Source organism: Streptomyces sp. NPDC036984 (assembly GCF_055607665.1).
This window is the reverse complement of sequence record NZ_JBVJRL010000003.1, coordinates 259,823-271,994: the sequence shown is the minus strand read 5'-3', so window position 1 is coordinate 271,994 and position 12,172 is coordinate 259,823. Positions and strand designations below refer to the sequence as shown.

The window sequence follows — 12,172 nt, the reverse complement described above, 5'->3', positions numbered from 1 at the left end:
CTCACCTCCCCCGCCATTTCGGCGGGCGCTTCTCCGTGAAGGCCGCGTGGAACTCCGCGTAGTCCTCGCCGTTCATCAGCAGCGCCTGGGTCGCGGCGTCCAGCTCGACGGATGCCGCCAGCGGCATGTCCAGCTCGGCCGTGAGCAGGGCCTTCGTCTGGGCGTGGGCCAGGGCCGGGCCGTCGGCCAGGCGGCGGGCCAGCTCGGCGGCCGCCTCGTCGGCGTGGCCCTCCTCCGTCAGTACGCTGATCAGGCCGATGCGCTCGGCCTCGGGGGCCCGTACCGGGTCACCGAGCATGAGCAGCCGGGTGGCGTGGCCGAGACCGACGACCCGGGGCAGCAGATAGGCCGCGCCCATGTCACCGCCGGACAGACCGACCCGGGTGAAGAGGAAGGCGAAGCGGGCCGAGGGGTCCGCGACCCGGAAGTCGGCGGCCAGGGCGAGCACCGCGCCGGCGCCGGCCGCCACGCCGTGCAGCGCGGCGATCACCGGGAACGGGCATTCGCGGATCGCCCGTACGACCTGACCGGTCATCCGGTTGAAGTCGAGCAGCTGGGCGGTGTCCATGGACAGGGTGGCGCCGATGATCTCGTCGACGTCGCCGCCGGAGCAGAAGCCGCGCCCCTCTCCGGCCAGCACCAGGGCGCGGACCGAGCGCTCCCGGGACAGTTCGGCGAGCAGGTCGCGCAGGTCGGCGTAGGCGCCGAAGGTGAGGGCGTTGAGCTTGTCGGGGCGGGCGAGGCTGACGGTGGCCACCCCGTCGGCGACCCGGACCCGCAGATGCTCCCAGGCCGCGGTGCGGGCGGCGGAGCCGGTGAAGGGACTCATGACGTGCGGCCTCCTAGGGCGGCGGTGCCGTACGTTGCTCTGTCCCACGAAGTTATCACTTGTTTGTGACTGTCGTCACCGGCGCGCGACACGTCTGTCGGGGTCCGCCCGCCGCCGGTCACATCGGTCACCGGTTGGCGACAGCGCGGTAACAGAGGGCGCGGGCGCGCGAGGCGGCCGGTCGGCCTGGGTAAGCCGCCCGGTAGCCGGGGCCGAAGGTCCCGGGCGGTGCCCGACGACGGTCCCTGTGGCCGGGCCCCGTACCATTTCTGAGGTTGAAAGCAGGACAGCCTGCTCCATGAACGGACTCGCCTTGCACGAACGCCCCGCCCCATCGGCCTCCTGGCGCATCGCGCTGCCGCACACCACCGCCGCGGTGCCCGTGGCGCGCGCCCTGGTGCGTACGGCGCTCACCGAGGTGCAGCACACGGCCGACCATGACACGGCGGAGCTGCTCACGGCCGAGCTGGTGGCGAACGCGGTGGAACACACCGCCGGGCGCGGGCCGATCGAGCTGGTGGTGGAGCTGGCGCCGACCGGCTGCCAGGTCGAGGTGCACGACCCGGACCCGGCGCCGCCCGGCCAGCTGACCCGGCCCGTGATCGAGGAGCCGGACGTGTGGCAGGAGGGCGGGCGCGGCCTGCTGCTGATCCGCGCCCTCAGCTCCTCCTGCGGTCACCGCCCGACCCCGTCGGGCAAGGCGGTGTGGTTCAGACTGCCTGCGGTTCCCGCTCAGCGACGGCCGACGTGACCTCGGACGCCGGCTGCGCCAGCGTGGAGTGCCGGCGGCCGTAGGCGACGTAGACCAGCAGGCCCACCACGAGGAACACGGCGAACTGGAGCCAGGTCTGCCAGCCGGTCTCGTACATCAGGTACAGGCAGAAGCCGACGCCGAGCAGCGGGGCCACCGGGTAGAGCGGCACCCGGAAGCTGCGGGCGAGGGCCGGTTCGCGGCGGCGCAGGGCGATCACCGCGATGTTGACGACGGCCATGATGGCGAGCGTGCCGATGGTGCACAGGTTCATCACGGCGTCGAGCGAGGCGAAGGCCGCCGGGACCGCGAAGACGACGGCGACGATCAGCGTGCCGGCGACCGGCGTCGAGGTCCTCGGGGACACCTTCTCGAAGACGCGCGGGATCAGGCCGTCCCGGGACATCGACATCAGGATGCGGGTCTGGCCGTACATCACGGCGAGGACCACGGAGGCGATGGCGACGACCGCGCCGAAGGCGATGACGCCGCCGCCGACGGCGGAGCCGGTGACCTGGTTGACGACGTAGGAGAGGGCGGCGGGGCGGCCGGCGACCTGGTCGCCGCCGATGGCGCCGATCGCGGCGAGCGCGACCGCGCAGTAGAGCAGCGTGACCAGGCCCATGCAGACGAGGATCGCCACGGGGATGTCCCGGCGCGGGTTCTTCGCCTCCTCACCCGCCGTGGTGATCGCGTCGAAGCCGATGTAGGAGAAGAACGCGGCGGTGGTGCCCGCGCCGATGCCGCCGAGGCCGGCCGGGGAGAACGGGGTGAGGTTGCCGTCCTTGAAGGCGCTGTATCCGATGACGCAGAAGGCGAGCAGGATCGCGAGCTTGACCGCGGCCATGGCGGCCGTCGCCCGGGCACTCTCGCGCACCCCGCGCACCAGCAGCACGGAGGCCATGGCGATGACGAGCACGGCGGGGAGGTTGACGACGCCGCCGTCGCCGGGGCCCGCGGACAGGGCGGCCGGGAGCTGGACTCCGGTGAGGCTGTGCAGCAGCTCGTTGACGTACTCGCTCCAGCCGACCGCGACGGCCGAGATGGAGATGCCGTACTCCAGCAGCAGGCACCAGCCGACCAGGAAGGCGGTGGACTCGCCGAGGCCGGCGTAGGCGAAGGAGTACGAGGAGCCGGAGACCGGGATCGCGCCGCCCAGCTCCGCGAAGGAGAAGGCGGTGAAGACGCAGGTCAGCGCGGCGAGGATGAAGGAGACGACGACGGCAGGGCCGGCCTGGGCGACGGAGTCGGAGAGGCCGACGAAGATGCCGGTGCCGACGATGGCGCCGACGCCGAAGCAGATGAGCTGGAAGAGGCCCATGGTGCGCTTCAGGCCGTGTCCCTCGCGGTCGGCTCCGGATTCGGCGACGAGCAGGTGCGGGGACTTGATGCGGGGAGCGGGCATGCGGGTGGTGCTCGTTTCTGGTGGTGCGGGCGCCTGTCGTAGCGGCGCGGCGGCGGCCTCGGAAGGGGTGGCTCCGGGCCGCCGGCCAGGATACGGCCTGGTGAGGCGGGTCAGGCAAGGGTTTCCCGGGCGAGTGTGGCGACCAGCACCGCCTTGATGGTGTGCAGGCGGTTCTCGGCCTCGTCGAAGACGACGGAGTGGGCGGACTCGAAGACCTCGTCCGTCACCTCCAGCGACGTGAGGCCGTGGGTGTCGTGGATCTGCCGGCCGACCGTGGTGCCGAGGTCGTGGAAGGCCGGCAGGCAGTGCAGGAACTTCACGTCCGGGTTGCCGGTGGCGCGCAGCACGTCCATGGTCACGGCATACGGGGAAAGGGCCGCGATCCGCTCGTCCCACACCGCCATGGGCTCGCCCATGGAGACCCAGACGTCGGTGGCGACGAAGTCGGCGCCCGCGACGCCCTCGGCGACGTCCTCGGTCAGCGTGACGCGCGCCCCGCTGGCGGCGGCGAGTGCTTGCGCACGGTCGACGATCTCCGGGGCGGGCCAGTAGGACTTCGGGGCGACGATCCGCACGTCCATGCCGAGCAGGGCGCCGGTGACCAGGTAGGAGTTGCCCATGTTGAAGCGGGCGTCACCGAGGTAGGCGAAGGTGATCTTCCGCAGCGGCTTGCTGCTGTGCTCGGTCATGGTGAGCACGTCGGCGAGCATCTGGGTGGGGTGCCAGTCGTCGGTGAGGCCGTTGTACACGGGCACGCCGGCGTATGCTGCCAGCTCCTCGACCTTGGCCTGGCTGTCGCCCCGGTACTCGATGGCGTCGTACATCCGGCCCAGCACACGGGCGGTGTCCCGCACCGACTCCTTGTGCCCGATCTGCGAGCCGGACGGGTCGAGGTAGGTCGTGCAGGCGCCCTGGTCGGCCGCGGCGACCTCGAACGCGCAGCGAGTGCGTGTCGAGGTCTTCTCGAAGATCAGCGCGATGTTCCGCCCCTGGAGATACCGGGTCTCGGTCCCGGCCTTCTTGGCCGCCTTCAGCTCGGCGGCCAGCTCGACCAGGCCCCGGAACTCCTCCTCGGTGAATTCCAGCTCCTTGAGGAAGTGGCGGCCGGCGAGGGCGGTCGGGACTGTCGCCATGGGGCGCTCCAGAGGTACGACTACAAGGGATGATGATGGAATTCTATACGAGCCTTCACATTTCTATACGGCGTCTCGCTCTACGGGACAGCTCATGCACCGGGGGCCGCCTCTTCCCCGCCCCAGCTCGCTGCCCGGGATCTCGATGACCTCGATGCCCTGCTTGCGCAGATGGGTGTTGGTGGTGACGTTGCGCTCGTAGGCGACGACGACACCGGGCTCGACGGCCAGGACGTTGCAGCCGTCGTCCCACTGCTCGCGCTCGGCCGCGTGGACGTCCTGGGTGGCGGTCAGGACGCGGATCTCGCTCAGCCCGAGGGCGGCGGCGATCGCGCGGTGCATGTGCTCCGGCGGATGGTCGGTGACCTTGAGCTCCTTGTCGGCGCTGCCCGGCTCGATGGTGTACGAGCGGAGCATGCCGAGGCCCGCGTACTGGGTGAAGACATCGCCGTCGACCATGGTCATCACGGTGTCGAGGTGCATCAGCGCACGCTTCTTGGGCATGTCGAGCGCGACGATCGTGTGCGCCGACCCGGCGGCGAACAGCTTGTGCGCGAGCATCTCGACGGCCTGCGGGGTGGTGCGCTCGCTCATGCCGATGAGGACGGCACCGTTGCCGATCACCAGGACATCGCCGCCCTCGATGGTCGACGGGTAGTCCGCCTGCCCCTCGGACCAGATGTGGAACGTTTCGTCACGGAAGAGCGGGTGGTGCCGGTAGATCACCTCGAAGTGCACGGTCTCGCGCTGCCGCGCCGGCCAGCGCATGGCGTTGATGGAGACGCCGTCGTAGATCCACGCCGAGGTGTCACGGGTGAAGAGGTGGTTGGGCAGCGGGCGGAGCAGGAAGTCGTCCAGGTCCATGACGTGGAACCGCACGGAGGTCGGCTCCTCGTGCGCCTCCAGGAACTCCCGCTTGGTCATCCCGCCGACGAGGGCCTCGGTCAGCTCGCGCGCGGGCAGGGTCTCGAAGGCGGCCCGGAGGTGATCGGTGGCCAGCGGACCGTACTCCTTCTCGTCGAAGACCCGGTCCAGGACGAGCGCCCGCGCGGCCGGCAGCTCCAGCACCTCCGCGAGCAGGTCGCCGAAGAGGTGGACGGCGACCCCGCGATCGCGCAGAACGTCGGCGAACCCGTCGTGCTCGGCGCGCGCCCGGCGCACCCACAGCACGTCGTCGAACAGCAGGGCGTCCTTGTTGCTGGGAGTGAGCCTTTTGAGCTCGAGGTCGGGCCGGTGCAGGATCACGCGGCGCAGCCGCCCGGCCTCGGAGTCGACGTGGTATGCCATGCCACCATCCTGGCCATAGACGCCCGCCTTCACGCCCTTCTTGGCCGTTTCCGCCCCTTCCTGTTTTCATCCTGCCGACGAGAAGGAGCTTCCGGTGCCGCCCGCCGACCGCGGCGCTCCTCAGATCGCGGTGCACGGCACGGGCCACCGGCGGATGCGCGGAGGCAGGGTCACCGCCCAGCCTCCGCAGGCCAGGGCCAGCCGCTCGGCGACGAGCAGCCCGAGCGCCTCCTGTTCGACCGCGTCCAGCGCGCCGACGGGAGTGGGCTCCAGCAGCCGCAGGAAGGCGGCGAGCAGAGCGGGATGGTCCAGGGTGAGCCGGACGGCCGTGCCGCGCTCTCTGCGGTCCAGGACCGTGACGAAGCCCGGGCCACGCCGGTGGTAGAGGAGCCCATGGCCGTAAGCCTCCTGCCAGTCGGTCAACGCCCCCTGTGCGGCGGGCAGTTCGGCGGGCGGGGTCAGGTGGTACAGGATGCGCGGGTCGTACGCCGGCCGGCCCGTCGCCCGCCAGCCGACGTGCAGGCCGAGGCTCTGGCACTCCCGCAGGAACCGCACGGCCTCCGCCGTCCGACGGCCCTCGCCGCTCAGGTCCAGGGGCTCGGCGGCCGTCACCCGGCGCCCGGTGAGCCGGTGCGGCACGGTGCCGGGCAGCCCGCTCATCCGGACCCCTCGGGCAGCCGGACCGGCTCGCCCCAGGTCGGCAGGGACACGAAGGTGGCGCCGTCCCGGAACAGCAGCCCCAGAACGAGCGCCTGCCGGACCCAGGCGTCCAGGGCCTCTTCCGGCACCTCGTGGCCGTCGGCGGTCAGCAGGCGGTGCAGCGCGGGGACCGTCCGGCCGTCCTCCAGGTGGCGCAGGGCCGTGGCGCGCCAGCCGGTGAAGCGGTGGGTGGCGGGCGGGCGGCCGTGCCGGCGGTCGTGCACCAGCAGCTCGGGGCCGTCCTCCTCGAACAGCAGTCGGGAGTCCGCGTGTCCGGCCCGCCAGGCGGCCACCGCCTCCGTCAGCCGCCGTTCCACCGGGCCGGTGATGCCGGTGGGCTCGGTGTCGAACAGGTAGACCAGGTCGGCGAGTTCCTCCTCGGGCAGGTCGTAGACGTGCTGGTACATCTCGGCCGGGCGGCGCTTGCCGAAGCCGAGGGCCGGGTCGGTGAAGTGCGGACTGAACCGCTCCAGCTGGATGCGGTGGGCGCCGCTGGGCGGCTGGAGGTGGACCAGCGCGGGGAGTTGGTCGATGACCGGCGTGTAGTCGTCGGCGCTCTCGCCGGAAAAGCCGTACAGCAGGTTCCAGGAGCACGTCAGGGCGTGGTTCTCGCACTCACGCAGGGTGCGGACGTTGCGGGCGCCGGTGACGCCCTTGTCCATGAGGTCCAGGACGCGGCTGCCCAGGCTCTCGATGCCGGGCTGGATGTGCACCGTGCCGGAGGCGCCGAGGAGCCGGAGCTGGGCGGGGGTGAGGTTCGACTTGACCTCGTAGTGCAGCCGCAGGTCCCAGCCGCTCGCGGTCACGCGGGGCAGGAAGTCGCGGAAGTAGGCCATGTCGATGATGTTGTCGACGGTGACCACGTCGAGGATGCGGTGGCGGCGCACCAGCCGCTCGATCTCCGCCCACAGCCGGTCGCCCGGCTTGGCCCGGAAGGCCATCGTGGTGCCGTTCAGCCCGCAGAAGGTGCAGTGGTGCTTCTCGCCCCACCAGCAGCCCCGGGCGCCTTCCACGACCAGTTTCGGGTGGAGGTACTCCTGCACCGGGGAGGCGTCGAGGGCGGCCTGCCACTGGTCGTAGTCGGGCGAGGGTATGTCGGCGGGGGCGACGGTCCGCCGGGTTTCCGTGTTGGCCCGGGACACCGCGCCGTCCCACCAGCACAGGCCGGGGACGTCCACGGGCTCGGTGCCCGCGTCGAGGTGGTGCAACAGGGCCGGGAAGGCGTACTCGGCCTCGCCGCGGACGACGTGGTCGACGAACGGGTGGTTGCGGTGCAGGGCGTGGCCCATCGGGCCGTCGCAGTTGCTGCCGCCGAGGACGACCGTCAGCGCCGGGCGTCTTCGTTTGAGTTCGCGGGCCAGGGCGAGCGACGGCACGTTCTGCATGAAGGTGCTGGTGAACCCGACCACGTCCGGCGCGGCCGCCAGCACCTCGGTGGCGCAGGCGTCGATGAAGGGAGCCGCGTACGGGCGCATCGCCAGGGCCGTGTCGATGAAGACGCCCCGGTCGGCCGCGTAGTCCCGGAGCCGGGCCGTGCCCCAGCCGGGGTCGTCGTACAGGGCGCCGGAGAAGACCCAGTCGCCGAGGCCATGGAAGATCGCGTCGCTGCCGACCTCGACGCAGTCACCCGGCCGCAGCCGGCCGCCGGAGTGTTCCAGCAGGAACTCGGCCCAGCGCAGGGAGCCGTGGAACTCGGTCACCTCGTCCCCGGGGCGGGCCCGCCGCACGATCCGGTTCAGCAGGCCCAGCTGGAGCGAGGGCAGGTCGAGCGGATGCCACGGCATGGTGACCAGATGGACGCGCATGCTCAGCGGGTCGGCCGCTTCTCCAGGATCGCCGGCCGGCGGGTGGTGCTCCGCCGGTCCTCGCGGACCACGACCTTCTTGATCTCCACGTCCACCACTCCCCTCACGGCATGCGAACACCCTTGTGCCGCACGGCTGTCCACCATATGGACAGATGTGTGTGCGACACAAGGGCGTTGTGTGACGGACGGTCTAGAGGCGCGGGTCCACCGGCTCCGACTCCAGCGCCAGCACCCCGAACACCGCCTCGTGCACTCGCCACAGCGGCTCACCGTCGGCGAGCCGGTCCAGGGCCTCAAGGCCGAGGGCGTACTCGCGCAGGGCCAGCGACCGCTTGTGGTTCAGGAACCGCTGCCGCAGCCGGGCGAGGTTGTCCGGCCGGGTGTACTCGGGACCGTAGATGATCCGCAGGTACTCGCGGCCCCGGCACTTGATGCCGGGCTGCACCAGCCGTCCCTCCCCGTTGCGCACCAGCGCGCCGAGCGGCTTGACAACCATGCCCTCGCCGCCCCGGCCGGTCATCTCCAGCCACCAGTCGACGCCCGCGCGGACCGACTCCGGGTCGCCGGTGTCGACGTAGAGCCGCCGGGTGGTCTGGAGGAGTCCGGTGCCGTCGTGCTCCACCAGCCGGTCGATCAGGGCCAGTTGCTCGTCGTGCGGCAGCGCGGCGAGGCTGCGGCCCTGGACCGCCAGCAGCTGGAAGGGGGCCAGCCGGACCCCGTCCAGGCCCTCGGTGGTCCAGCAGTAGCGGCGATAGGCGGCGGTGAACGCGGCGGCGTCGGCGGCGCGTTCCCGCTGCCGGGCGAGCAGGCCGCCCACGTCGGCACCGCGCGCGGCCGCCGCGTCCAAAGCGGCGAGCGCGCCGGGGAACACCGCGCCGGCGGCGGCGCCGACGGCCGCGTACTGTCCGCGCAGCAGCCCCGAGGCCTTCAGCGACCACGGCATCAGCTCGGCGTCCAGCAGCAGCCAGTCCGTGCCGAGTTCGTCCCACAGACCGGCGTCGGTGATCGCCGAACGCAGCCGGCCGAGGATCTCCTCGGTCACCTTCTCGTCGTCGAAGAACGGCCGGCCGGTACGGGTGTACAGCGAGCCGGTGGGCCCTCCCCCACGCTCGGCTTCGTTCGCGCGGGAGGTACCCCCGGCCCCGAACCGCTTGCGCGCCGCCTCCGCGTCCCGGCACACCAGGGCCACCGCCCGCGAGCCCATGTGCTTCTCCTCGCACACCACCCGCGCCACCCCGTCCCGCGCGTACTGCGCGAAGGCCTCCTCCGGGTGCTCCAGGTAGCCCTCGACCTCGGAGGTCGCCGTGGGTGCCATGGTCGGCGGCAGGTACGGCAGCAGGCGCGGGTCGGTCGCGAAGCGGCTCATGACCTCCAGGGCGGCCGCCGCGTTCTCCTCGCGGACCGCCACCATGCCCGCGTGCCGGGTCTCCACGGCCCGGCGGCCGTGCACGTCCGCCAGGTCCAGCGGCCGGCCGTCCTGCCCGCCGGGCGCCTCGCTGCGCAGCGGCTTCGCCGGCTCGTACCAGACCTGCTCGGCCGGTACGTCGACCAGCTCGCGCTCCGGCCAGCGCAGCGCGGTCAGCTTGCCGCCGAAGACGGCACCGGTGTCCAGGCAGATGGTGTTGTTGAGCCAGGTGGCCTCCGGGACCGGGGTGTGGCCGTAGACCACGGCCGCGCGGCCCCGGTAGTCCTCCGCCCACGGGTAGCGCACCGGCAGCCCGAACTCGTCGGTCTCGCCGGTGGTATCGCCGTACAGGGCGTGCGAGCGGACCCGGCCGGAGGTGCGGCCGTGGTACTTCTCCGGCAGGCCGGCGTGGCAGACCACCAGCCGGCCGCCGTCCAGGACGTAGTGGCTGACCAGTCCGTCGATGAACTCCCGCACCTCAGCCCTGAACTCCTCGCTCTCGCCCTCCATCTGCGCGACGGTCTCGGCGAGGCCGTGGGTGTGCTGGACCTTGCGGCCCTTGAGGTGGCGGCCGTACTTGTTCTCGTGGTTGCCCGGCACGCACAGCGCGTTGCCCGACTTCACCATCGCCATCACCCGGCGCAGCACGCCCGGGCTGTCCGGGCCGCGGTCGACCAGGTCGCCGACGAACACGGCGGTACGGCCCTCGGGGTGCACGCCGTCCACGTAGCCCAGCTCGGCCAGCAGCGACTCCAGTTCGGACGAGCAGCCGTGGATGTCGCCGACGATGTCGAAGGGGCCGGTGAGGTGGGTCAGGTCGTTGTAGCGCTTCTCGGTGACGACGGTGGCGTTCTCGGCCTCCTCCACCCCGCGCAGGACGTGCACCTTGCGGAAGCCCTCGCGCTCCAGGTGGCGCAGCGAGCGGCGCAGTTCGCGGATGTGCCGCTGGATGACCCGGCGGGGCATGTCGGCCCGGTCGGTGCGGGCCGCGTTGCGCTCGGCGCACACCTCCTCGGGCATGTCCAGCACGATGGCGATGGGCAGCACGTCGTGCTTCTTCGCCAGCTCGATCAGCTGACGCCGGGCGTCCTGCTGCACGCTGGTGGCGTCCACGACGGTACGGCGGCCGGCGGCCAGCCGCTTGCCGGCGATGTAGTGCAGGACGTCGAAGGCGTCCCGGGTCGCGCTCTGGTCGTTCTCGTCGTCGGAGACCAGGCCGCGGCAGAAGTCGGAGGAGATCACCTCGGTGGGCTTGAAGTGCCGCCGGGCGAAGGTGGACTTGCCGGAGCCGGAGGCGCCGACGAGGACGACCAGGGAGAGGTCGGTGACGGGGAGGACCCGTCCCTTGTGCGTTGTCGCGGTCATGCTGTCTTCGCCTCCTTCAGGGTGTGCATCGTGGCCGTGCTCATCTCGAAAACGGCCATCTGGGTGGGCGGCCCGACCTCCGGGTCGTCGGGGCCGACGGAAACGAACTGCACGTCGTAGCCGTGCCGTCCGGCCACCGCCGCGGCCCAGGCGCGGAACTCCTCGCGGGTCCACTCGAAGCGGTGGTCGCCGTGCCGGACATGGCCGGCGGGCAGGCTCTCCCAGCGGACGTTGTACTCGACGTTCGGGGTGGTCACGACGACCGTGCGCGGGCGGGCGTGGCCGAACACGGCGTATTCCAGGGCAGGCAGCCGGGGCAGGTCGAGGTGCTCGATCACCTCGCTGAGCACGGCGGCGTCGTAGCCCTTGAGGCGGTTGTCGGTGTAGGCGAGGGAGCCCTGGACGAGCCGGACGCGGGCCGCCTGCCGCTCCCCCATGCGGTCGAGCTTCAGCCGCCGGGCGGCGATGGTCAGCGCGCGTACGGACACGTCGACGCCGACGATGTCGGTGAACCGGGTGTCCTTCAGCAGCGCCTGCACCAACTGGCCCTCACCGCAGCCGAGGTCGAGGACCCGGGCGGCACCCGAGGCGTTCAGCGCGGCCAGGATCGCGGCCCGGCGCTGCTCGGCGAGCGGGGTCGGCTTCTCCTCCGCCTCGGTCTCCTCCGCGACCGCGTTGTCGATCTCCTCCACCGCGCTGTCGTCGGCCTCGGCCAGCCGCACCAGTTCCAGCCGCTCCCGCGCCTGCCGGGTCAGCGACCAGCGCCGGGACAGATAGCGGTTGGTGATCAGCTGCTGCTCGGGGTGGCCGGCCAGCCAGCCCTCGCCGGCCCGCAGCAGCTTGTCGACCTCGTCGGAGGAGACCCAGTAGTGCTTGGCGTCGTCGAGCACCGGCAGCAGCACGTACAGGTGGCGCAGCGCCTCGGCGAGGGTCAGTCGCTCCGACTCCAGCAGCAGTCGCACGTACCGCGAGTCGCCCCACTCCGGGAACGCGGTGTCGAGCGGGACGGGGTCGGCGGTCACCGTCCAGCCGAGCGGTGCGAACAGCCGCCGTACCAGGTCCGGGCCGCCGCGGGCGGGCAGCGCGGGCACCTCGATGCGCAGCGGCAGTGGGGCGGCGGCCCGCTCCGGGCGGGCGTTGCACACCCCGCGCAGGGCGCTGGAGAAGACGCCGCTCAGCGCGACCGCGAGCAGCGAGGAGGCCGCGTAGGGGCGGTCGTTGACGTACTGCGAGAGGGCCGCGTCGGGTGCGCCGCCGCGGCCCTTGCCCTTGCCCCGGCGGACCAGGGCGACGGCGTCGATCTCCAGCAGCAGGGCGGCCGTGCAGCGTTCGGCGTCCGCCTCGGGGTAGAAGACGTGCGCCTTGCCGTACGAGGTGGAGAAGGCCTGCGCCTTGCCGGGGTGCTTGTGCAGCAGGTACCCGAGGTCAGTGGCCGGCCTCTCGGCCGTACCGGTGGTGGAGATCGTCACGAACATGCTGTCGAGTCTCCCT

General features: G+C 72.0%; 9 protein-coding genes. 1 reads left to right on the top strand and 8 read right to left on the bottom strand.

Annotated features, from left to right (window positions below; genetic code table 11):
- Position 1: 1 nt before the first annotated feature.
- Positions 2 to 829: an enoyl-CoA hydratase family protein gene (locus ACZ7DL_RS07970; RefSeq protein WP_470772315.1), complete on the bottom strand. Its 828-nt coding sequence runs from the start codon at positions 827 to 829 to the stop codon at positions 2 to 4.
- 298 nt (positions 830 to 1,127) lie between these two features.
- Here ACZ7DL_RS07970 and ACZ7DL_RS07965 point away from each other — a divergent pair, with 298 nt between their 5' ends.
- On the top strand, positions 1,128 to 1,580 hold the full coding sequence (locus ACZ7DL_RS07965) for an ATP-binding protein (protein ID WP_470772313.1): 453 nt from the start codon (positions 1,128 to 1,130) through the stop codon (positions 1,578 to 1,580).
- Here ACZ7DL_RS07965 and ACZ7DL_RS07960 read toward each other — a convergent pair.
- The 7 genes from ACZ7DL_RS07960 to ACZ7DL_RS07930 all read right to left on the bottom strand — a co-directional run bounded on the left by ACZ7DL_RS07960 (position 1,540) and on the right by ACZ7DL_RS07930 (position 12,156).
- Positions 1,540 to 2,985 carry an amino acid permease gene (locus ACZ7DL_RS07960; RefSeq protein WP_470772311.1) on the bottom strand — a complete coding sequence of 482 codons (1,446 nt, stop codon included), beginning with the start codon at positions 2,983 to 2,985 and terminating at the stop codon, positions 1,540 to 1,542. The genes ACZ7DL_RS07965 and ACZ7DL_RS07960 overlap by 41 nt on opposite strands.
- A gap of 110 nt (positions 2,986 to 3,095) precedes the next feature.
- Entirely contained in the window at positions 3,096 to 4,118 is a 1,023-nt protein-coding gene (gene argF / locus ACZ7DL_RS07955; RefSeq protein ID WP_470772309.1) for an ornithine carbamoyltransferase, read from the bottom strand.
- Positions 4,119 to 4,181: 63 nt separating this feature from the next.
- Positions 4,182 to 5,405 (bottom strand): arginine deiminase, encoded by a 1,224-nt coding sequence (locus ACZ7DL_RS07950; protein ID WP_470772308.1) that lies wholly within the window; start codon positions 5,403 to 5,405, stop codon positions 4,182 to 4,184.
- A 120-nt stretch (positions 5,406 to 5,525) separates the two neighbouring features.
- Positions 5,526 to 6,065, bottom strand: a complete 540-nt coding sequence (locus ACZ7DL_RS07945) for a DUF5825 family protein (protein WP_470772307.1) — start codon at positions 6,063 to 6,065, stop codon at positions 5,526 to 5,528.
- The gene (locus ACZ7DL_RS07940) at positions 6,062 to 7,909 is read right to left on the bottom strand and encodes a RiPP maturation radical SAM C-methyltransferase (RefSeq protein ID WP_470772306.1); all 1,848 of its coding nucleotides are present in this window, start codon (positions 7,907 to 7,909) and stop codon (positions 6,062 to 6,064) included. Before ACZ7DL_RS07940 ends, ACZ7DL_RS07945 begins: the two co-directional genes overlap by 4 nt.
- Before the next feature lie 192 nt (positions 7,910 to 8,101).
- Positions 8,102 to 10,681 carry a polynucleotide kinase-phosphatase gene (locus tag ACZ7DL_RS07935; protein ID WP_470772305.1) on the bottom strand — a complete coding sequence of 860 codons (2,580 nt, stop codon included), beginning with the start codon at positions 10,679 to 10,681 and terminating at the stop codon, positions 8,102 to 8,104.
- Entirely contained in the window at positions 10,678 to 12,156 is a 1,479-nt protein-coding gene (locus ACZ7DL_RS07930) for a 3' terminal RNA ribose 2'-O-methyltransferase Hen1 (RefSeq protein ID WP_470772304.1), read from the bottom strand. The genes ACZ7DL_RS07935 and ACZ7DL_RS07930 overlap by 4 nt, the downstream gene beginning before the upstream one ends.
- Positions 12,157 to 12,172: the final 16 nt, after the last annotated feature.